Source organism: Kribbella sp. NPDC004875, assembly GCF_042873375.1.
Lineage (GTDB): Bacteria > Actinomycetota > Actinomycetes > Propionibacteriales > Kribbellaceae > Kribbella.
This window is the reverse complement of the sequence record NZ_JBIALI010000001.1, coordinates 304306-325615: the sequence shown is the minus strand read 5'-3', so window position 1 is coordinate 325615 and position 21310 is coordinate 304306. Positions and strand designations below refer to the sequence as shown.

Below are 21310 nucleotides of genomic sequence, written 5' to 3'. Positions count from 1 at the left end.
CTCGTGCACACCTTCCGCGTCTGGGTGCCCAAGGCAACCAACGTCGACCTGGTGCTGCGTGACGGCGTACTGCCGATGCGCTGGGCCGACGACGGCTGGTGGGAGCGTGAGGTGGTCGAGGCGCACCACGGCACCGACTACGCGTACTCCATCGACGGCGGCGACCCCCTGCCCGATCCACGCAGTCCGTGGCAGCCCGACGGCGTCGACGGGTTCAGCCGGGTCTTCGAGGCGGACCGCTTCGAATGGAGCGACGACAGCTGGACCGGTCGTGAGGTCCACGGCTCGGTGTTCTACGAGCTGCATCTGGGCACGTTCACGCTCGAAGGAACGTTGGACGCCGCTGCGGAGCACTTGGACTACCTGGCGGTGCTCGGCGTCGAGGTGGTCTCACTCCTCCCGGTCGCCGCGTTCCCCGGCGTACACGGCTGGGGGTACGACGGTGTGGACCTCTACGCCGTCCACCACCCGTACGGCGGCCCGGAGGCACTGCAGCGGTTCGTCGACCGGTGTCACGACGCCGGACTGGCCGTTTGTCTCGACGTGGTCTACAACCACCTCGGTCCGAGCGGCAACTACCTCGCGAGCTTCGGTCCGTATTTCACCGACCGCCACACCACCCCGTGGGGTCCCGCGGTCAACCTCGACGACACCGGCAGCACGGAGGTACGCCGGTGGATCTGCGACAACGCACTGCGCTGGTTCCGCGACTTCCACATCGACGTACTGCGTCTGGACGCCGTACACGCGCTGGTCGACGACAGCCCGACGCATCTGCTCCAGCAGCTCTCGACCGAGACCGCCGCGCTGTCGCGAGAGCTCGGCCGGCCGCTCGGCCTGGTCGCCGAGTCCGACCTGAACGACCCACGCACGGTGGAGCCGGTGTCGACCGGCGGGATGGGTATGACGGCGCAGTGGAGCGACGACTTCCACCACGCGCTGCACTCGCTCCTGACCGGCGAAAGGTTCGGGTACTACGTGGATTTCGGCGACCCCGCTGTCTTCGCGAAGACCCTGACCCGGGTGTTCCTGCACGACGGGACCTATTCGACGTTCCGCGGCAAGGACTGGGGACGACCCGTCGACCCGCGTACGCACCGGGGTGGCCAGTTCCTCGCCTACACCTCGAACCACGACCAGATCGGCAACCGGGCGCTCGGCGACCGCCCGGCGCTGACCCCCGGACAGCTCGCGATCGGCGCGGCGCTGGTACTCACCTCGCCGTACACGCCGATGTTGTTCATGGGCGAGGAGTGGGGTGCCTCGACGCCGTGGCGGTTCTTCACCGATTTCGACGAGCCGACGCTGGCCGACGCGGTGCGGACGGGGCGCCGGCGGGAGTTCGCGGAGTTCGGCTGGGATGCCGACGAGATTCCGGACCCGCAGGACCCGGAAACCTGGCGAAGCTCGGTGCTGGACTGGTCCGAGCTGGACGAGACGCCGCACCACGAGGTGCTGGCTTGGTACCGGCACCTGCTGACGTTCCGCGCCCGGATGCCGGAGCTGCGTGACGACCGGCTGGAATCCGTCGGGATCTCCTACGATCCGGCCGGGAGCTGGCTGGTGGTGGCGCGCGGCAGTCTGCGCGTGGTCGCGAATCTGGCGGCCGAGCCCGCCGAGGTGCCGGTCGCCGACACACCGGAGTACCTGGTGATGGCCTTCGGCGGCGCCGAGGTGACGGTCGGCGGAGTGCGGTTGCCCGGTCACGGGATCGCGATTGTTTCCGTCTGAGAGTTTCCAAGACGCACATTTGTGGACCAAACCAACAGAACTTTGCGTTGAACCCTGTTGATCCGTGGTGATTTCCGGAATTGCTTGTCTGCGGGGGTTGTCGTGACCGACCGTTGATGGGCCAGCAGGGGACGGGGGGATCGACGGGAGGGTCGAATGACAGTCGGAGGCGTCGACACTTACTACGACTACGAAGAAAAGCAGTGGAAGAGCCGGAGGCTGGGCGGCGGGCCGATCCGCCGTGGCCCGGTCTGCCCGGCCCCACGCACCGCGGATCACGCGGCGCACGACACGAACCACGAACGCCGCCCGTCCGCGGCCGCGACCACGCCACACCGGAACACGCGCTGACCTGACGACACACCCGGTGGCAGGGCCCGCCAGACCAGGCCACCGCCGGCGCGCGCACAACCCACCAGCTCAGGGGCTACCTCCTGAGCTGGTGGCTTGCCCCCTGAAAATCCGAGGGGGCAACCCATCAGCCCAGCGGGCAACCAGGACAGGCCCGGGCCGGGAGCGAGGTAGTTTCCGAGTCGCATAGAGTGACCTCTGTCTCGACAGGAAGGGTCCGTGCGATGGCCGACGCAGACAAGCAGCAGAACGGGAACCTGCCGTACTTCGACACGAGTCGGCCGAGCATCGCGCGGACGTACGACTACCTGCTCGGGGGCAAGGACAACTTCGCCGTCGACCGCACGTTCGGCGACCGGTTCATCAACGAACTGCCCGGCTCGCCGGTGATCGCGCACGACAACCGCGGCGCGCTGATCCGCGCGGTCCGCGAGATCGTCACGAACACGCGGGTCCGGCAGTTCATCGACCTCGGCAGCGGCCTGCCGACCGCGGACAACGTGCACCAGGTCGCCCAGCGATACGCGCCGGACGCCAAGGTCGTGTACGTCGACAACGACCCGATCGTGCTCGCGCACGGCCGCGCGCTGCTCGCCGAGAACGACAACACCACGGTCATCCAGGCCGACCTGCGGGAGCCGAAGGCGATCATCGAGCACCCGGACACCCTGAGGCTGGTGGACTTCTCGCTGCCGGTCGGCGTGATCTTCAGTGCGACTCTGCACCACGTGAACGACGACGAGGACCCGGCCGCGATCGTCCGGTTCTGGAGCGACCGGATCGCCTCCGGCAGCCACGTCTTCATCAGCCACTTCCGCAGCGAGAACGACCCCCGCAGCCAGGAGCTCGAGCAGGTCCTGCAGGGCTCCCTGGGCCGCGGCCGCTGGCGGACCGACGACCAGATCCTGGCGCTGTTCGGCGACGGGTTCACGATCCAGGAGCCCGGTCTGGTGCCGGCGGTGGAGTGGCGCAACGACGACGCCCCCGACGACCTGACCGACTACCAGCGCCTGATCGCAGCGGTCCTCGCCGTCAAGGACTGAGCGCGCCGAGGCTCGCGGTGACCGCCATGCTGCCGGCGCTCACTCCGACGTACACCATCTCGCTCGGTAGCGTCGGCAGCAGGTCGGCGAAGCCGGACTCGCGCATCCAGTGGCACAGGTACATCGGGTCGCCGCCGACGCGGGCAACGCTATCCCGCAAATCCTGCCCTGGTGAGGAAAGCGAACTGGGCGGTCTTGGACGTGCCGTCGGGGTGGGTGATTGTCGCCTTCGGGCCGAGGGTGAAGCCGCTGCGGTGGAAGCGGGTGATTGCCCGGGTGTTGCGGATGTCGGGGTCGACCACGATGCGTGGGTTTCCGAGGTGCTCGAAGACGAAGCGGGCGAGGACGTTCACCAGGTTGCCGGTGAAGCCCGACCGCGCTTCGCCGGGCGCGACCAGCAGATGTACGCCGATGTCGCCCGCCTGGATCTCGTACGCGGACCCGGTGGGATCCGCTTGTGGATCGTAGGTCTGCAGCAACGCGACCGGTACGCCGTCCAGCCGAACGATGTACACGTGATGCGTCGGCACCGAGTCGAGAAACGAGTACGTCGCGGCGATCTCCTCCCGCGACAACGCCTGCATACCCCAGAACGTCGCCCGCTCGGCCGTCACCCACTCGTAGATCAGATCGAGGTCCTGCTCCGGATCCGCCTCCGCGATCTCGACCGCGCCGAAGCCGCCGACGGTGACCTTGTAGGTCCGTTCCTCGCGGACCGTCGCACCGTCGACCGGGAGGAGCGACCCGCGCAACCAGTACGGGAGCTGGTCGTGATGATGCGGATCTCCGAGTACGCCGGACGCGCCCAGCGGCACCACCCATCGGCTGGCCGAGCGGTCGGCGAGGTCCCACGCATACCGGGCCGCGGACGCGCGGACGCAGACGTCCGTCAGTCCCGGCAGGCTCGACGTGGACAGCACGCAATGGTGATCGCCGGACAGCCCGAGGTCGTACGGCTCCTCGCCGGGCGCGAACACCGGCCCGCGCAGCGCATGCAACGGGGCGATCTGATGCGTCTCGCCCCACGGCGGCCGCGGCTTACGGGCGGCGACCTCCTCGAGTGCTTCCCGAGCCAGCCAGCGGACGTTGACGTCCGGGATGAGGTCAGTGGCGAGCAGGTTCTCGAGGGCGAAGGAGACATGCGTCAGCGGGTCCATCCACGGCGCGAAGATCTCCGCGACGTCCGCGTTCTCCAGGTTCGTGAAGTGGTCGGTCAGCCGGGAGACGAGCGCCTTGCGAACAGCGGCGTACGACGAGGCCGTCGTACTCGTGGCGTCCATGCGCCGGTCCCAGGCGAGCAGTTCGGTGCGTAGGGCAACCGCCGTGGGGGAGAGATCGGCGAGATCGGTCAGCAGGTCCAGGATGGAGCCGGCCGAACCGAGGTGGGTGTCGGTATGGATGGATGGCATCTCGTCCACCGCCCAGTCGTCGCGGGCGGTCACGAGTTCGCGGATCCGGCTCGAGCGGTGCGGCGCCGCGAACTCGACACCCAGTTCGGCGGCCAGTTCACGGGCGTTCGCCATCACGGCGGGCCCGTTGACATCCGTCCGCGGCATCTGGTGCCAGCCGTCCCATTGGTACGCCGGATCCCACGCGGGCACCACCCGCAGCATGTTCGCCCGCTCGCGACGCGGGACCATCCCCGCGGTTCGATGCAACAGCCCGCCCGTGGTATCAGCAGCCAGTACGACGTTCACCGGTTCGACCCACTCGTCGAAGGCGGCATCGACATCGCCCACGGTAGTTGCCCGCAGCAAGTTCCCGAGCGCCTCGAATCCCAACCGGCCGGTCACCCGCGGCGGATAACGCAACGAGACTGCCCCGGACACGGTCGCCATGATGACCGGCCCGCGATCGGTCTCGATGACGTCGACCGTGATCGGCTCGGCATCCGCCACCTCCACCATCTCGGTGTGGCTGGTCGCCGGCTGCCAGCCATCCGGGCCGAGCGCCTCGACGCCGTCCGGGGTACGCCGCAGCTGTTCGGCGTACAAGTCCTGATAGTCGGCCATCGCGTTCGTGATGGACCACGCGACAGTCCCGGTGTGCCCGAAATGCGCGAGGCCGGGGACACCCGGGACGGCCAGACCAAGCACGTCGTACTCCGGACACGTGAGCTGGATCTGCTGGTAGACGCCAGGGCTCTCGACGTAGCGGTGCGGGTCGCCGGCGACGATCGCCTGACCCGTCGCGGTATGCGACCCCGGGATCAGCCATCCGTTGCTCCCGGCGCCATGCGGGCCCTCGGACGTGAAGAGCTCGAGCGCGTCGTCCCCGAGGTGTTCCGCGACATGGGTCCGCCACAGCTTGCTCGGGAACCCGGCGAACAGTACGTGCACCGCCAGCCAGATCCCGAGCGGCGCCCACGGCTCCCATTCCTCCAGCGTCAGCCCGGTCTGCGCGAACTCCGGAGCGCGAGCGGCCCCACCCGGCAGCGCGTGATTCACACCCTCGACGTACGCCGTCACCCACTCGCGGGTCGCGTCGTCGAGCGCCTCGAAGCACTGCCGAGCCGTGTCCGCCAACCGGGCCTGGCGGGCGAAGACGTCCCACGGCGCGGCCTCGGCCCCGAGGAAGGCGGCGCTCGTCCCGAGGTACCGGCGGCGCTCCAGTTCGATCTGCCAGGCCCGGTCGCGCGCGGCGTTCACGCCCTGGAGATACACCAACGCGAGCGGATCCCCGGCCTCCAGGTGCGGTACGCCGTACGTGTCCCGGAACACCCTCGCGTTCACTGCGACTCCTCGCTCACGTTAAGTTAGGCTGCGCTAACTTACGCAGCAGCTATCCGCCACCGCAAGAGCAATTCTCGCTGGAGGTCCATCGTGAGGCATGGCGGGGAAGGCGTCGTGCCGATCACGAACTGCTGTTCCGGATCGGTAATCTGATCGGCGTGATCACTCCGCTCGACGTCACCGACCGCGCGGTCGCCGAGCGACTCCTCGCGATCCAGCACGCGGCGTACGCCGTGGAGGCCGAGCTGATCGGCTTCGACGGCATCCCGCCGCTCCACGAGGACCTCGCCGGCCTGATGTCGGCGACCGAACACTGGCTCGGCCGCTACGACGGAACGCTGCTCGTCGGCGCGGTCGCGTACGAGTTTCCGGACGATCGAACCGTCGAGATCTCCCGCCTGATCGTCGACCCGGCGCACGCCCGCCGTGGTCACGGCCGCGCGCTCCTCGACGAGCTCGACCGGATCGAACCGCGACCGGTCAGCCTGGTCTCCACCGGCTCGGCCAACGCCCCGGCCACCGCCCTCTACACGTCCCGCGGCTACACCGAGACCGGCCGGGTGGAGGTTGCCCCCGGCATCTTCGTTACCGGGTTCAGCCGCGGGTCCTGACCTGCTCGAACGCGTAGTACACGGCGAGCAGGAACACGACCAGCAGTGTCACCTGCGCGGAGATGAACGAGACCCCGATCATCGCGCCGTAGATCACCGTGCCCATCGAGTACCGGATCAGGGACGTGCGCATCTGGCGCTTGGTCATCTGGTGCTCGACCAGGTGGTTGCGCAGGACGTACCACCAGATCAGGCTGAACGCGATCGCCGCCAGGGTCAGGTTCGCGCTGTACACGGCGGCCGCGACGTTCGCGTTGATCGAGTCGTCCTCGAGGTGTTCCGCGAACAGACTCGTCGGGAACGGCAGCAGCGTCGCCCAGAGCAGCAGCAACAGGTTCAGGAACATCAGGCCGCGGTCGGTGCGCTTGATCTGCCGGAACATCGAGTGGTGGTTGATCCACATGATGCCGAGGATCGCGAAGCTGGTCAGGTACGCCGCGAACTGCGGCCACTCGTTCAGCAACGCCGGCCAGAGGCGTTGACCCTCCTCGAGCTCGGGGCTGTGCAGCTCGAGCACGAGGAGGGTGATCGCGATCGCGAAGACGCCGTCGCTGAAGGCTTCCAGTCGCGAGGTCTCGGCAAGGTCGGACGGGTTGTTCACGGGCACATAGTCTGAGCCCGCATCATCGATCCGTCGACAGAGAAACCGCTGTCCAGCTGATCGCCGGTAGCGTAATCGTCAGCTTTCCGTCCTGCAGCCGGGCGTCGACCGGCTGCGGGGTGACGCGGTCGGGGTCCGCGGCCGTGTTCGTCGCGAGCGGGTCGGAGTCGTGGATGATCACCGCCTCGTCGATCGTGGTCACACCGGCGCGGCTGATGTCGACGGTGAGCTGGACCGGGCCCTCGGTCGAGCGGTTGACTGCGAAGACGGCCAGCCGCCCCTCGTCGTACGTCGCCACCGCGTCCACCGCCGCGACGTCGCCGTACGCCGCGGTGCTGACCGTCGGCGACTCGGTCTGCAGGTGCAGTACGTCGCCGGCGGCGAGCCTCGAGGTGATGGCGAACGGGTGGAACGTCGGCTGCTTCCAGGCCGGGCCGTCGGGCTCGGTCATGATCGGCGCGATCACGTTCGCCAGCTGAGCCAGGCAGGCGACCGCGACCCGGTCGCTGTGCCGCAGCAGTGAGATCAGAAGGTTGCCGACGACAACGGCATCGGTGACGTTGTACTGGTCCTCGATCCGTCGCGGCGCCACCTCCCACTGGTCGCCCGGACCGTCGGTGCTGCGCGAGCGGTCGGAGTACCAGACGTTCCACTCGTCGAACGAGATGCTGATCTTCTTGCTGCTCTTGAGTTCCGCGCCGACGTGGTCCGCGGTCGCGACCACGGAGTCGATGAAGTGGTCCATGTTCACCGCCGACGCCAGGAACGAGGCGGTGTCACCGGCGTCGTTGCCGTAGTACGCGTGGCAGGAGATGTAGTCGACGAACTCGTACGTCTCCCGCAGCACGTCGCGTTCCCAGGTCCCGAACAGCGGCATCCTGGACGACGACGAGCCGCAGGCGACCAGTTGCAGACCCGGCTCGATCATCCGCATCGCGCGCGCCGTCTCGGCAGCGAGCCGGCCGTACTCCGTCGGCGTCTTGTGCCCGACCTGCCACGGACCGTCGAGCTCGTTGCCGAGACACCACAGCTTGATCCCGTACGGCGACGCGCCGTGCTGCTCGCGCAGGTCGGACAAGGCCGTTCCGCCCGGGTGGTTGGTGTACTCGAGCAGATCCAGCGCCTCCTGGACGCCCCGGGTGCCGAGGTTGATCGCCATCATCGGCTCGACGCCGGCCTTCGCGCACCAGCGGCTGAACTCGTCCAGCCCGAACTCGTTGGTCTCGATGCTGTGCCAGGCCAGGTCCAGCCGTCGCGGCCGGGACTCCCGCGGGCCGACGCCGTCCTCCCAGCGGTAGCCGGAAACGAAGTTTCCGCCGGGGTAGCGGACCACGGAAACACCCAGCTCACGGGTCAGTTCCAGGACGTCCTTGCGGAAACCGTCCTCGTCGGCGGTCGCGTGGCCGGGCTCGTAGATGCCGGTGTAGACGCACCGGCCCATGTGCTCGACGAAGGTGCCGAACGTCCGCCGGTTGACCGGCGCGATCCGGAAAGTGGGGTCCACGGTGATGGTGGCAGCAATCACGGGGAAGGCCTTTCTACATCGGTGTAGTACATCGATGTAGAAGATCATCCGGTGCCGGTCGGTGGTCGGTCAAGAGGTCGATTCGCGGATGTGCAGCTGGTACGGCGCGACGATCTCCTCCGGTGTTGAGTCGTCACCACTCATCCGCCGGACCAGCAGGTCGACCGCGGTCCGGGCGATCTGCACCCGCCCGGCGTCGACCGTCGTGAGCGTCGGACTGCTGTACGCCGACTCGTCGATGTTGTCGAAGCCGGCCACCGCGACGTCCTCCGGAACGCGGATTCCGCGTCCGGCGAGCCCGCGGACCGCGCCGAGCGCGAGCAGGTCGTTCAGCGCGAACACGGCGTCGAACTCGGCCTCTCGATCGAGGAGTTCCGCGATCGCCTGGGCCCCGCTCGACCGGCGCCACGCTCCTCCGGAGACCGCGAGTTCCGCGGGAACGGGTACGCCGTACTGCGTGAGTGTCTCGGCGTAGGCGGCGTACCGGATGGCTGCGGTGCCGACCTGCTCGCCGGGACGGATGCCGAGCACTGCGATCCGTCGGCGACCCTGGTCCAGCAGATGGCGTACGACGGCCTTCGTGCCCTCGACGTTGTCGATCATCACGTGGTCGACCGGGCCGTGGAAGATCCGCTCGCCGAGCAGCACGATCGGCGTGGAGGTCTGCAGTTCGTCGACGTCTTCGGGACCCAGGCCGAGCGGGCTGTAGAGCAGTCCGTCGACGAGGTGGCCGCGGGGGCGCGCCAGTGCGGTCAGTTCGCGATCGCGATCGGCGCCGGTGGTCTCGATCATCACGGTGAGGCCGTGCGCGCCGGCGGCTTCGATCACCTCGTCGGCCAGCTCGGCGAAGTACGGGTTGCTGAGCTCGGGGACGGCGAGGGCGATGACGCCGGTCCGGCCGGATTTCAGGTTCCGGGCGGAGATGTTCATCCGGTAGCCGAGCGTGTCGATCGCGGCCAGCACCCTGGTCCGGGTCTCGTCGCGGATGTACGGGTAGCCGTTCATCACGTTCGAGACCGTCTTCGGGGAGACGCCGGCCGCGCGCGCGACATCGCGCATCGTCACCGCCATCAGATCACCCCCGGGCTGCCGGTCGTCGTGGGCAGCCACGGTAGTGCACCCGCCAGGTGTGGGATCAGTCCTCCGGTGCGGTGTCGTGCGGCGCCGTGTCGTGCGGTGCCGTGTCCTGGGGCGCCGTGTCCTGGGGCGGCGGGTTGTGGGGCGGGCGGCGCGGTGGGTTGGGTTGCGGGCCGGCCGAGCGGCCGCCCGGGTGCTCCGGGACGTCGTACTCGTCCTCGGTGATCTCGACGCCTTCCTCGCGGAAGGTGTCCTCGACGGCCGGATCCAGTTCACGGCCGGGGTGTGGCAGGCCGGGCCTGTCGAAGCTCATGGCACCCTCCCTGGCAATCGTTGCTGCCCACCACGATACGGCCTGTTAATTAGTAACTACTGACTGTACTGTGTTGGGCGAAAACCTTCATCTTCCGTTCCGCCCCTCGGAGGTTGCGATGGTTCGCCGACTGACTGTTCTGTGCCTGGCGCCGGCTTTGGCCGGTCTGGCGTTGCTGGTGCCGGTGCGAGATTCCCGAGCCGGCGAGCTGGCCGGCCCGACCGCGGACCAGCTCCGCGCCCGGGCTTCGTGCGAGTCGCAACTGTCCAACGGGAAGTACGCCGACGACGAGGGCGGGTCCACATCTGTTGCCGTGTGCGAGGCCGGCGACGCGGTGCACTGGACCGCCGACCTCGACATCGATTGCGACGGGCAACGAACGACGCAGTGCAACGAGGACACCGATCCGTCGTTCCAGCCCGATACCTCGTTCCATCAGTCCGACGGGGCGCCGCTGAACTCGGCCGGCTTGCCGTTCGTCGTCGTACCGCTGCCGAGCTCGATCTGGAAGTACGGGTCCGCCGGGATCGGTGGTGGGACGGTGGCCGCGGTCGTCTACCAGGACAAGGTCGCGTACGCCGTGGTCGGCGACGAAGGTCCGGCCGGGATCATCGGCGAGGGATCGTACGAGTTGGCGCAGCAGCTCGGGATCGACCCGGATCCGTCGTCCGGTGGTGTGGACGGTGCGGTCGTCACGTACATCCTGTTCCCTGGTGTGACGGCCGAGCCGATCGAGAGCGCGGCCGATGCGGCGAGCAAAGGTGAGACGGCGGCCAACGCCTTCGTGAGCCGTCCGGGACCTTCGATGCCGCGACGGTTGACGCGGTGAAGGGTTTCCAGACGAAGGCAGCCGACGGCGTCGTCGGTCCGGTGCCCTGGACGTCACTCCAGGCCGGAAGTAGTCAGCGATCGGTCAGAGCGCGACGCCGCTGGGTGACGTCGGTCAGGGACTGGGGTTGCCAGGCGGCGTCCGCCCGGTACAGGTCGGTGCCAGGCGGGACGATCTCGTCGATCCGGTCGAGGGTCTTGTCGTCGAGAGTCAGCTCGGCTGCCTTCAGCAGACCGTCGAGCTGCTCCATCGTGCGCGGTCCGGAAATCACCGACGTGACCGCCGGATGCGTGGTGACGAACGCCATCGCCAGCTCGGGCAACGTCGTACCGATGCCGTCGGCCACCTCGACCAGGTGCTCGACGGCGTCGTACTTCGCCGCGTTCGCGGGCAGCGTGGGGTCGAACCGCTCGGGTGCGAGGGTGACGCGACTCGAGGTGGGGTCCAGCGGTTTTCCTTTCCGGAACTTTCCGGAGAGGAAACCGAAGGCGAGCGGGCTGTAGGTCAGAACGCCCATTCCGAGTTTCCGGCAGGTCGGCAGCACGGAACGCTCGATTCCGCGCGCCATCACCGAGTACGGCGGTTGGTTGGTCCGGAAACGCCCGTAGCCGCGGCGTTCCGAAACGTGGTACGCCTCGGCGATGTCCTCCGCCGGAAACGCCGAGCAGCCGAACGCGCGGATCTTCCCGGCGCTGACCAGGTCACTCAGCACCCACAGCGTTTCCTCGATGTCCGTGGTGTGGTCCGGCCGGTGTACCTGATAGAGGTCGATCCAGTCGGTGCCGAGCCGGCGCAGGCTGTCCTCGACGGCCCGGGTGATCCAGCGGCGCGAGTTTCCGCTCCGGTTCCGGCCCTCGGACAACGGAAAGTGCACCTTGGTCGCGAGCACGACGTCGTCCCGGCGGCCCTGCAGCGCCTTTCCGACGATTTCTTCGGACTCGCCGGCGGAGTACATGTCCGCGGTGTCGACGAAGTTGATCCCCTGGTCCAGCGCGTGGTGGATGATCCGGACGCAGTCCTCGTGATCCGGATTTCCGACCGCGCCGAACATCATCGCCCCGAGACAGTGCGTACTGACCTCGATCCCGGTCCCACCCAGCGTGCGATAGCGCATGAAAGCAGCTCCTAGCTGTTCCGATTCATGATGCCCGCACGGTAGGAGCTAGAGCGCTGTCTAGGTCAAGTCCCGCCTACAGTGGGCGCCATGGACATCGTTGGGCCGGACATTGCGGGGCTGTGGGATGCCGAGCCGGGGTGGCTGAACACTGCCTCGTACGGACTGCCTCCGAAGCCGGCCTGGGAGGCGTTGCAGGCGGTGCTCGCCGACTGGCGGTCCGGTGCGACGAGCTGGGAGCCGTGGGACGAGTCGACCACCCGCACGCGCGCGGCGTTCGCGCGGCTGGTCGGGGCCGATGTCGCGGACGTGTTCGTCGGCAGCACGGTGTCCGCGGCGGTGGCGCCGATCGCCGCCGCGATACCGGACGGCGCGCAGGTGCTGACCGACGACGTCGAGTTCACGTCCAACGTTTTCCCGTGGCAGGTGCACGCGGACCGAGGCGTCGAGTTGATCGCCGTACCGGGTGATCAGCTGCTCTCCGAGATCAAGCCGGGGATCGACGTGGTGGCTGTCAGCGCTGTGCAGTCGTCCACCGGCGCCGTCCTCGACCTCGCCGCGGTAGTTGCCGCGAGCAAGCAGGTCGGAGCGTCGGTGGTGATCGACGCGAGCCAGGCCGCGGGCTGGCATCCGATCACCGTCGACGGCGTCGACGCGCTGATCGCCCATACCTACAAGTGGTTGATGGCGCCGCGCGGCGCGACGGTCGGCTACCTGTCGCCGCGCCTGCAGGAGCGCTGCCGCCCGTCGGCGGCCGGCTGGTACGCCGCCCGCGACGTCCACGGCTCGTACTACGGCCCGGTGATGGACCTCGATCCCGGAGCGCGCAAGTTCGACCAGTCACCGGCCTGGTTCAGCTTCGTCGGCGCCGCACCGGCCCTCGAACTGGTCGAGCAGATCGGGGTCGAGACGATCAACCGGCACAACCTCGCCCTCGCGAACGCCTTCCGCGCCGGTCTCGGACTCCCACCGTCGAACAGTGCGATCGTCAGCACCAGCCTCCCGGGCGCGCAGAAGGCGTTCGACACCGCCGGAATCCGCGCCGCCGTCCGCGACGGAAAACTCCGCGCGTCGTTCCACATCTACTCCACCAACGACGACGTGCAACTGGCCCTCGAGGCCCTGAAGCCTCTCTTGTGAGATCTAGAGGGTGATCTAGGTCCGGGTTAAGGTGCCGCCTATGGGTGCTGGACTGAGTATCGGGCAGGTGGCCGAGCGGACCGGGTTGAGCGTGCACGCGTTGCGGTTCTACGAGCGTGAAGGGTTGCTGGCGGATCCGGTACGGCGGGAGTCGAACGGGCGGCGGGTCTACACCGAGGACGACGTCGACTGGCTGAACATGTGCATCAAGTTCCGCTCGTCGGGCATGCCGCTGGACACGATCCGGAAATACACCGACCTCGTTCGCCAGGGTCCCGGAAACGAGCAGGAGCGGCTGGCGCTGCTGCGCAGCCACCAGGACTACGTGAGCCAGCAGATCGAGGAGCTCAACGAGTGCCTCGGCGTGATCACCCACAAGGTCACGATCTACCAGGAACACGTCGACGCCGGCACCGCCGACTGCCTGTGGGTGAGCCCGTCCACACAAGCAGCCAGCGAAGCCTCCTGAGCACCCGCTACGCGCGAAGCGCCGACGCCATCGCGGCGATCGTCGTCCGCATGTTCGCCGCCAGCTGGTCGAGCCGGCCCTGGATGATCTCCGCGGCCCGGTCCGGGTTCTCGACGGCGCCGATGCGCATCCCGCTGTTGGCGGGACCGTGCGTGAAGGTCTGCCGGACGAGCGTTCGCGAGCCGCGGCTCTCCAGTTCGTATTCCCAGTGCGCCAACGGTGCCTCCTCGCCGCCGTACACGTCCCATCCGAAGCGGTACGGCGCCTCCGCGACGGTGACCGTGCAGACCACGGAGGTCTCGAAACCGTTGGCGAAGCGGTTCCGCGCCTCGAAGCGGGCGCCTTTCTCGATCGTGGCGTCGAGCCAGGCGCCGTAGTAGCACTCCGGGCTCCACTCGCCGTACCGGTCGATCGCGGTGATGCCGGACCAGAACTCGTCGATCGGCAGGTCGATCAGTACCTCGACACCGGTGGTCGCACCGGTCACTCCGTAGTCGTTCATGCCCGGTACGTCGGACGCGCCTCGACGGACTCGACATTGACCCGATCCGGGCGGCTGTACAGGTTCAGGTTCCCGTTGCGGATGAAGCCGGCCAGCGTCAGACCGGACTCGGTGGCGAGGTCGATCGCGAGGGAACTCGGGGCGGAAACGGCGCCGAGAACCGGAACACCGGCCATCACGGCTTTCTGCGCGAGCTCGAAGGACGTCCGGCCGGAGACGATCAGGATCAGGCCACGCGCCGGAATGTTTCCGTTGAGCAGGGCCCAGCCGACGACCTTGTCGACCGCGTTGTGCCGGCCGACGTCCTCGCGGACGACGAGCAGGTCACCGGTCGCGGTGAAGAGCCCGGCCGCGTGCAGGCCGCCGGTGCGGTCGAAGACCTGTTGCCTCGCGCGGAGAGCGTCGGGGAGGGTCGCGAGGACGTCGTACGCGATCTGTACGTCGTCTTCGGCCGGGGAGAATCGGGTCTTCGTGCGGACCGCGTCGAGGGAGGCCTTTCCGCACACACCGCAGGACGACGTGGTGTAGAAGTTGCGCTCCACGCCGGTGACCGGTGCCGGGACGCCGGGGGCGAGGCCGAGATCGAGGACGTTGTAGGTGTTGCGGCCCTCGTCGTCGCGGGAATCGCAGTACCGGGCGTCACGGATGTCGTCGGGGTTTCCGATCACGCCTTCGGTGTGCAGGAAACCGTGTGCGAGCTCGACGTCGTGGCCGGGAGTTCGCATGGTGACGGCGAGCGGCTTTCCGTCAACGCGGAGTTCGAGCGGTTCCTCGACGGCGATCGAGTCCGGGCGGGAGTGCTCCCCGGTGGGGGTGATCCGGACGACCGGACGGCGAGCGATCAGCCGGCCCATGGGCGGGCTCCTGGGTCGAGCGGCAGCAGGCGGGCGGCGATGGCTTCGGACGGGCCGGGGGCCACGACGGCGAGGGCGTCGGCGGTGGCGGGGCCGCGGAGCATGGCGGCACCACCATGACCGATCGGTACGGCGCCCTGTGGGGTGAGGCGGACCGGCACGAGCCGGGTGCTGGTCGGGTGGCAGGGGATGGCACCGGGGACGGCGATGTGGGTGAGCTCGGGGAGCGGGAGACCGCGCAGGCGGCGGATCGCCGCGACGCCCAGCGTGAGGAATGCGACGAGCGCGGCGAAGGGGTTGCCGGGGAGGCCGAGAACCAGCCGCCCGTCGGGCAGTTGCGCCAGCGCCTGCGGGTGCCCGGGGCGGCAGGCGACACCGTCGATGATCAGCTCGGCGCCCAGCGCGGCCAGTGCCGGCCGAAGGTGATCCGCCGGGCCGGCGGCAGACGAGCCGGACACCAGAATCAGATCAGCCCGAGTCTCCCGCAGCGCGTCGATCAACTCCTCCCGAGAATCCCCCAGATGCCGAACCGCGCCGTACTCCTCCCCGGTAGCAGCTGTCGGTTTCGCTCCGGATCGGGTGATGAGGGTGGGGAGCATGGGGCCGATGGCGTCTCGGACGCGGCCGGGGGTGGAGGGGCCTCGGTGGACCAGTTCGTCGCCGGTGACCAGGGCGGCGACGGTGGGGGACGGGATGACGGTGAGGCGGTTGAGGCCGACTGTCGCGGCCAGGCCCAGGACCGCAGGGGTGACGACTACGCCCGCGGGCAGCAGGTGGTCGCCGGGCCGGCATTCCTCGCCTGCTCGGCGAATGTGGCGGCCGTCCTCGGCCGCACCCTCCAGGCGGTCACCGGACACCGCCGCGTCCTCCGACCGCACCACCGACGTCGCGCCGTCCGGCAGAGCCGCGCCGGTGACGATGCCGGTCGCCTCACCGTCCTCGAGCGCCCCCGGATCCGCGGTCCCGGCCTTCACCTGGCCGATCACGCGCCACGGTCCGGCGCCGCGCACGGCGTACCCGTCCATCGCGGCCCGATCCACGGGTGGAACCGCTACCGGGGACACCAAAGGAGTCGCCAGGACGCATTCGCCGGCCGTGTCCAGGCCGCGGCTCACCACCTTCCCAGGGCGCGCCGCCGCGTGTGCCAACCGCCGGGCGACATCCCACGGCACGACATCCCGCTGCGCCCGAAGACCACGGCCTCCGGAGGCTGCACCACCCGGCCCGTCCTCCACCGGACCACCCTCTCCAACCCGGCCCGGGTTGTCGAACCGATCCCGTTCCCCGGACGGCGAGGCACCGGCCGGAGTGGGGTGGATCACGAGAGAGCCTGGAGGCGGCGGGCGGCGTCGACTGCTACGGGCGTCAGGTCGGTCGCTCCGGATTCGGCATGGGCGATCAGGGCCTGCTTCATCCGGGGGTCCCACGTGGCCTTCAGGTGGTTGGCGACCGCGGTGGCGGCGTCCGCGGGTGCGCGGTGGGCGAACTGCGCGGCGATCTCGTTCGCCAGGCGCACGTACGGCGGCACGCCGCCGCTCACCGGTTGCCCCCAGCAACAACAGGCTCGCGGTCGGCTGCGGAGTCGGTGCTGACGGATTCCGGAATCATATCGACCTGGACCGCCGTCACCTTGTACTCGGGACAGTTGGTGGCCCAGTCGGAGTTCTCCGTGGTGACGACGTTCGCGCCGCTCACCGGATGATGGAACGTGGTGTAGCAGACGCCGACCGGCATCCGGTCGGAAATCTTCGCGCGAAGTTCCGTGCGTCCGACCCGGCTCGACAACGCCACCAGATCGCCGTCGGTCACGCCGCGGACCTCCGCGTCGTGCGGGTGCAGTTCGAGCACGTCCTCGGCGTGCCAGGCGACATTCGCCGTCCGCCGGGTCTGCGCGCCGACGTTGTACTGCGAAAGGATCCGGCCCGTGGTGAGGATCAACGGGAACTTCCGCGTCGACCGTTCCGACGTCGGAACGTACACGGTCTCCATGAACCGGCCCTTGCCGCGGGTGAACTCGTCCTCGTGCATGATCGGCGTCCCCTCCGGATGCTCGACGTTGCACGGCCACTGGATCGAGCCCAGCTCGTCGAGCTTGGCGAACGACACCCCCATGAACGTCGGGGTGGTCAGGGCGATCTCGTCCATGATCTGCGCGGCCGAGTCGTAGTGCATCGGGTACCCCATCGCCTGGGCGATCTCGCACACGATTTCCCACTCCTGCTTCCCGGTCCGCGGCGCCATGATCGGCCGGACCCGGTTGATCCGCCGCTCGGCGTTCGTGAACGTTCCGTCCTTCTCCAGGAACGACGTTCCGGGCAGCAGTACGTGGGCGAACTTCGCGGTCTCGTTGACGAACAGGTCCTGGACGACGAGCAGGTCGAGCGCGCCGAGTGCGGAAAACACGTGCTGCGTGTTCGGGTCGGACTGCGCGATGTCCTCACCCTGGACGAACAGGGCCTTGAACGAACCGTCGATCGCGGCGTCGAACATGTTCGGGATCCGCAACCCGGGCTCGTTCAGGATCGGCGTACCCCAGAGTTTCTCGTAGATGTCGCGGACGTCGTCGTCGGAAACGTGCCGGTACCCGGGCAGTTCGTGCGGGAACGAACCCATGTCGCACGATCCCTGGACGTTGTTCTGTCCGCGCATCGGGTTCACCCCGACACCCGGCCGGCCGATGTTCCCGGTCGCCATCGCGAGGTTCGCCATCCCCATCACCATGGTCGAGCCCTGACTGTGCTCGGTGACGCCGAGACCGTAATAGATCGCCGCGTTCCCGCCGGTCGCGTACAGCCGGGCCGCCGCCCGGATCTTGTCCGCCGGTACGCCGCAGATCTCGGCGACCGCCTCGGGACTGTGCTCGGGCCGCGCGATGAACGCCGCCCACGCCGCGAAGTCCTCGCACCGGTCGGCGACGAACTCGGAGTCCACCAGCCCCTCGGTCACCACCACGTGCGCGAGCGCGTTGACGATCGCGACGTTCGTCCCCGGCCGGAGCTCGAGGTGGTACGTCGCCTCGACGTGTGGCGTCCGGACCAGGTCGATCCGCCGCGGGTCGATCACGATCAACTGGGCACCCTGGCGGATCCGCTGCTTCATCCGGGACCCGAACACCGGGTGCGCGTCGGTCGGGTTCGAGCCGATCACCAGGATCACGTCGGACTCGTCGACGGAACGGAAATCCTGCGTTCCGGCCGATTCCCCGAAGGTCTGCTTCAGCCCGTAGCCGGTCGGCGAGTGGCAGACCCGCGCGCAGGTGTCGACGTTGTTGTTCCCGAACACCGCCCGGACCATTTTCTGGACCGCGTACACCTCTTCGTTCGTGGTCCGCGAGGACGTGATCGCGCCGATCGACCCCTGCCCGTACGTCGCCTGGATCTCCCGCAACCGGCTCGCGGTGAACGCGATCGCCTCCGCCCAGGAAACTTTCCGCCAGTCGTCCGAAAGCGTGTTCCGGATCATCGGCTCGAGCACCCGGTCCGGGTGGCTCGCGTACCCGAACGCGAACCGGCCCTTCACGCACGAGTGCCCCTCGTTCGCGCCGCCGTTCTTGTACGGCACCATCCGGACCAGCTCGTCACCCCGCAGTTCCGCCTTGAACGAGCAGCCGACGCCGCAGTACGCACAGGTCGTCAGCACGGTCCGCGTCGGCATGCCGAGGTCGACCACCGACTTCTCCTGCAACGTCGCGGTCGGGCACGCCTGCACGCACGCGCCACACGACACACAGTCGGAGTCGAAGAACGAGACGCCCGCACCCGCGGCGACCTTGGAGTCGAACCCGCGTCCCTCGATAGTCAGCGCCAGCGTCCCCTGGACCTCGTCACAGGCCCGCACGCACCGCGAGCACGCGATGCACTTGGACGCCTCGAAGTCGAAGTACGGGTTGGAGCTGTCGGTCGGTAGGTCCATGTGGTTCGCGCCGGCCTCGACGCCGGAGCCGTACCGGACCTCACGCAGTCCGGTGACACCGGCCATGTCCTGCAGTTCGCAGTCCCCGTTCGCCGAGCAGGTCAGACAGTCGAGCGGGTGGTCCGAAATGTACAGCTCCATCACGCCGCGGCGCAGTTTCCCGAGCCGCTCGTTCTGGGTCCGCACCACCATGCCGTCCGCGACGGGCGTCGTACAGGAGGCCGGCGTACCCCGCACGCCGTCGATCTCCACCACGCACAGGCGGCAGGACCCGAACGCCTCCAGGTTGTCGGTCGCGCACAACTTGGGTACGTCGACACCCGCCTCCTTCGCCGCGCGCATCACCGACGTCCCGGGTGGGACCCGCACCGGCACTCCGTCGACGGTCACTTCGATGGTCGCCGCGCCGGGGCGGGCGGGGGTGCCGAAATCGGGTTCCTTGAGCAAGCTCATGCGCCGAAGTCCTTTCCGAAATGGCGGACGGCACTACGTACCGGCATGGGGGTCAGCCCGCCCATCGCGCAGAGCGAGCCGTCGGTCATCAGTTCGCAGAGGTCGTCGAGCACGACCAGGTTCTTCGCGCGGTCCTCGTCGGCGACGATCCGGTCGATGGTCTCCACGCCGCGGACCGCGCCGACCCGGCACGGTGTGCACTTTCCGCACGACTCGGCGGCGCAGAACTCGAAGGCGAACCGCGCCATCGCGGCCATGTCCACGGTGTCGTCGAACACCACGATCCCGCCGTGCCCGACCATCGCGCCGGCCGCGGCGAACGCCTCGTAGTCCATCGGCAGATCGAACTGCTCGACCGGCAGATAGGCCCCGAGCGGACCGCCTACCTGCACGGCGCGGACAGGACGCCCGGACGAGGTGCCGCCGCCGAAATCGTCGACCAGCTCGCCGAGCGTGATCCCGAAAGCGGTCTCGACGATTCCGCCGCGCGCGACGTTCCCGCCGAGCTGGAAGACGCTGGTGCCGAGTGAGCGGCCCGTCCCGTACGCCGCATACGCGGCCGCGCCGGACGCCAGAATCTCCGGAACGGTTGCCAAGGACAACACATTGTTGACCACCGTGGGGCGGCCGAAAAGCCCTTCCAGTGCGGGGATCGGCGGCTTCGCCCGCACCATCCCGCGTTTTCCTTCGAGGCTTTCCAGCATCGAGGTCTCTTCGCCGCAGATGTACGCACCCGCGCCGACCCGGACGTGCAGGTCGAAGCCGAACCCTGAGCCGAGGACGTCCGGCCCCAACCAGCCTTCCGCCCGGGCCAGCGTGATCGCCGATCGCAGCGTCGCGACCGCGTCCGGGTACTCCGAGCGCAGATAGACGTAGCCTTCCGCGGCGCCGACGGCGTACGCGGCGATCGTCATGCCCTCGATGAGCGTGAAGGGATCGCCCTCGATCAGCATCCGGTCCGCATACGTCCCGGAGTCGCCCTCGTCCGCGTTGCAGCAGACGAACTTCAGATCGGCGTCGGCGCCGAGCACCGTCCGCCACTTGATCCCGGTCGGAAACCCCGCGCCGCCGCGGCCGCGCAGGCCCGAGTCCACAACGGTCTCGACCACGTCGGCAGGCGACATTGCCAGCGCGGTCCGCAGTCCACTGGTCCCGCCGTGGTCCACGAAGTCCGTGGTCGAGAGTGGATCGACCACGCCGACCCGCCGGAACGTCAACCGCTGCTGCCGCTTCATCCAGGGCAGTTCGTCGACGACCCCGAGGCTGTCCCCTTCGCCACGCAGCATCCCTGCCGCGATCAGCCCGTCCACGTCCTCCGGAGCCACCGGTCCGTAACCGATCCGCCCCGCAGCCGTCTCGACCTCGACCAACGGTTCCAGCCACAACATCCCCCGCGACCCGGTCCGCACCACCTCGACGGTCCCGGAAACGGCGGAAATCCGTTCCGCAACCTCGTCGGCACCGACCGACCGCGCGGCGGAATCTCTCGGAACGTAGACCCTCACCGGACCTCCCCGAGGAGTGCGTCCAGCCGGGTCGGCGTCACCCGGCCGTAGAGCTTTCCGGAAACTTGCACGGCCGGGCCGAGGGCACAGTTTCCGAAACAGAAGATCTCCTCGAGCGTGATCCGGCCGTCGGAGGTGGTCTCACCGAACCCGCAGCCGATGATCCGTCGCGCATGGCCGGCCAGCGCGACGGCGCCGACCGAGCGACAGGCCTCGGCCTGACAGATGGACACCGTGGTGCGCCCGGCCGCGGTACGCCGGAAGTCCTTGTAGAACGTGACGACGCCGTGCACCTCGGCGACCGCGAGGTTCAGCACGTTCGCGATCACGGGTACGTCGGACTGATCGACGTACCCCAGCTCCTCCTGCACCGCGTGCAGGATCGGGATCAGCGGACCGCGGAGGCTGGCCAGCTGCTCGGCGATCCGGCGTACGCGTTCGGCACGCCCGGGGACCGGGACGGGGGCGGCGGCCACGATCTCACTCGTCATGTATACAACATTCCGTCGCCAGCGCGGCACGGTCAAAGCAATGCTGCCTATCACCTG

The 21310-nt window shown here is 68.7% G+C and carries 21 protein-coding genes; 7 read left to right on the top strand and 14 right to left on the bottom strand.

The genetic code is table 11. The annotated features are described in order from the left end of the window. The first annotated feature begins 3 nt into the window (after positions 1-3). The 3 genes from treZ (at position 4) to ACFYRH_RS01560 (ending at position 3125) form a co-directional block, all read left to right on the top strand. A complete protein-coding gene (gene treZ, locus ACFYRH_RS01570; protein ID WP_387766364.1) occupies positions 4-1731 on the top strand; it encodes a malto-oligosyltrehalose trehalohydrolase in 1728 nt (575 codons plus the stop codon). A 156-nt stretch (positions 1732-1887) separates the two neighbouring features. Beyond that, entirely contained in the window at positions 1888-2082 is a 195-nt protein-coding gene (locus ACFYRH_RS01565) for a hypothetical protein (RefSeq protein WP_387766361.1), read from the top strand. A 224-nt stretch (positions 2083-2306) separates the two neighbouring features. Continuing rightward, positions 2307-3125, top strand: coding sequence for an SAM-dependent methyltransferase (locus tag ACFYRH_RS01560; protein WP_387766358.1), 819 nt, complete (start codon positions 2307-2309; stop codon positions 3123-3125). On the opposite strand, the gene ACFYRH_RS01555 is transcribed toward ACFYRH_RS01560, so the two are convergent. Then, entirely contained in the window at positions 3115-3285 is a 171-nt protein-coding gene (locus tag ACFYRH_RS01555; protein ID WP_387766355.1) for a hypothetical protein, read from the bottom strand. The two genes, ACFYRH_RS01560 and ACFYRH_RS01555, sit on opposite strands and share 11 nt — an antisense overlap. After that, positions 3275-5857 carry a GNAT family N-acetyltransferase gene (locus ACFYRH_RS01550; protein WP_387766352.1) on the bottom strand — a complete coding sequence of 861 codons (2583 nt, stop codon included), beginning with the start codon at positions 5855-5857 and terminating at the stop codon, positions 3275-3277. Before ACFYRH_RS01550 ends, ACFYRH_RS01555 begins: the two co-directional genes overlap by 11 nt. A gap of 158 nt (positions 5858-6015) precedes the next feature. Here ACFYRH_RS01550 and ACFYRH_RS01545 point away from each other — a divergent pair, with 158 nt between their 5' ends. Further along, entirely contained in the window at positions 6016-6468 is a 453-nt protein-coding gene (locus ACFYRH_RS01545; protein ID WP_387766350.1) for a GNAT family N-acetyltransferase, read from the top strand. On the opposite strand, the gene ACFYRH_RS01540 is transcribed toward ACFYRH_RS01545, so the two are convergent. The 4 genes from ACFYRH_RS01540 to ACFYRH_RS01525 all read right to left on the bottom strand — a co-directional run bounded on the left by ACFYRH_RS01540 (position 6452) and on the right by ACFYRH_RS01525 (position 9984). Next, positions 6452-7069 (bottom strand): TMEM175 family protein, encoded by a 618-nt coding sequence (locus ACFYRH_RS01540; protein WP_387766348.1) that lies wholly within the window; start codon positions 7067-7069, stop codon positions 6452-6454. The two genes, ACFYRH_RS01545 and ACFYRH_RS01540, sit on opposite strands and share 17 nt — an antisense overlap. Before the next feature lie 22 nt (positions 7070-7091). After that, a complete protein-coding gene (locus ACFYRH_RS01535) occupies positions 7092-8594 on the bottom strand; it encodes an alpha-N-arabinofuranosidase (RefSeq protein ID WP_387766345.1) in 1503 nt (500 codons plus the stop codon). Between the two features lie 69 nt (positions 8595-8663). Further along, a complete protein-coding gene (locus tag ACFYRH_RS01530) occupies positions 8664-9704 on the bottom strand; it encodes a LacI family DNA-binding transcriptional regulator (protein WP_387766342.1) in 1041 nt (346 codons plus the stop codon). A gap of 25 nt (positions 9705-9729) precedes the next feature. Continuing rightward, positions 9730-9984: a hypothetical protein gene (locus tag ACFYRH_RS01525; protein WP_387766339.1), complete on the bottom strand. Its 255-nt coding sequence runs from the start codon at positions 9982-9984 to the stop codon at positions 9730-9732. 118 nt (positions 9985-10102) lie between these two features. On the opposite strand from ACFYRH_RS01525, the gene ACFYRH_RS01520 reads away from it, so the two are divergent. Then, positions 10103-10813 carry a glycoside hydrolase family 75 protein gene (locus tag ACFYRH_RS01520; protein ID WP_387766336.1) on the top strand — a complete coding sequence of 237 codons (711 nt, stop codon included), beginning with the start codon at positions 10103-10105 and terminating at the stop codon, positions 10811-10813. Positions 10814-10886: 73 nt separating this feature from the next. Here ACFYRH_RS01520 and ACFYRH_RS01515 read toward each other — a convergent pair whose 3' ends face one another. Further along, complete coding sequence (locus tag ACFYRH_RS01515; RefSeq protein WP_387766333.1) at positions 10887-11927, bottom strand: aldo/keto reductase; 1041 nt, start codon at positions 11925-11927, stop codon at positions 10887-10889. 90 nt (positions 11928-12017) lie between these two features. Here ACFYRH_RS01515 and ACFYRH_RS01510 point away from each other — a divergent pair, with 90 nt between their 5' ends. Together ACFYRH_RS01510 and ACFYRH_RS01505 are read left to right on the top strand one after the other, a co-directional pair. Then, entirely contained in the window at positions 12018-13067 is a 1050-nt protein-coding gene (locus ACFYRH_RS01510; RefSeq protein ID WP_387766330.1) for an aminotransferase class V-fold PLP-dependent enzyme, read from the top strand. Positions 13068-13107: 40 nt separating this feature from the next. Beyond that, positions 13108-13536, top strand: coding sequence for a MerR family transcriptional regulator (locus ACFYRH_RS01505; RefSeq protein ID WP_387766327.1), 429 nt, complete (start codon positions 13108-13110; stop codon positions 13534-13536). Between the two features lie 7 nt (positions 13537-13543). Here the strand turns inward: ACFYRH_RS01505 and ACFYRH_RS01500 are convergent, their stop codons facing one another. From ACFYRH_RS01500 to ACFYRH_RS01470, 7 genes are all read right to left on the bottom strand, one after another. Continuing rightward, positions 13544-14038, bottom strand: a complete 495-nt coding sequence (locus ACFYRH_RS01500) for an SRPBCC family protein (protein ID WP_387766324.1) — start codon at positions 14036-14038, stop codon at positions 13544-13546. After that, on the bottom strand, positions 14035-14892 hold the full coding sequence (fdhD, locus tag ACFYRH_RS01495) for a formate dehydrogenase accessory sulfurtransferase FdhD (RefSeq protein ID WP_387766321.1): 858 nt from the start codon (positions 14890-14892) through the stop codon (positions 14035-14037). The genes ACFYRH_RS01500 and fdhD overlap by 4 nt, the downstream gene beginning before the upstream one ends. Next, on the bottom strand, positions 14880-16064 hold the full coding sequence (locus ACFYRH_RS01490) for a molybdopterin molybdotransferase MoeA (RefSeq protein ID WP_387771662.1): 1185 nt from the start codon (positions 16062-16064) through the stop codon (positions 14880-14882). Before ACFYRH_RS01490 ends, fdhD begins: the two co-directional genes overlap by 13 nt. Before the next feature lie 146 nt (positions 16065-16210). Next, a complete protein-coding gene (locus ACFYRH_RS01485) occupies positions 16211-16432 on the bottom strand; it encodes a formate dehydrogenase subunit delta (RefSeq protein ID WP_387766318.1) in 222 nt (73 codons plus the stop codon). Next, a complete protein-coding gene (fdhF, locus tag ACFYRH_RS01480) occupies positions 16429-19257 on the bottom strand; it encodes a formate dehydrogenase subunit alpha (protein ID WP_387766315.1) in 2829 nt (942 codons plus the stop codon). The genes ACFYRH_RS01485 and fdhF overlap by 4 nt, the downstream gene beginning before the upstream one ends. Beyond that, positions 19254-20762 carry a formate dehydrogenase beta subunit gene (locus ACFYRH_RS01475; RefSeq protein WP_387766312.1) on the bottom strand — a complete coding sequence of 503 codons (1509 nt, stop codon included), beginning with the start codon at positions 20760-20762 and terminating at the stop codon, positions 19254-19256. Before ACFYRH_RS01475 ends, fdhF begins: the two co-directional genes overlap by 4 nt. Next, positions 20759-21253, bottom strand: coding sequence for an NAD(P)H-dependent oxidoreductase subunit E (locus ACFYRH_RS01470; protein ID WP_387766309.1), 495 nt, complete (start codon positions 21251-21253; stop codon positions 20759-20761). Before ACFYRH_RS01470 ends, ACFYRH_RS01475 begins: the two co-directional genes overlap by 4 nt. Positions 21254-21310 lie beyond the last annotated feature (57 nt).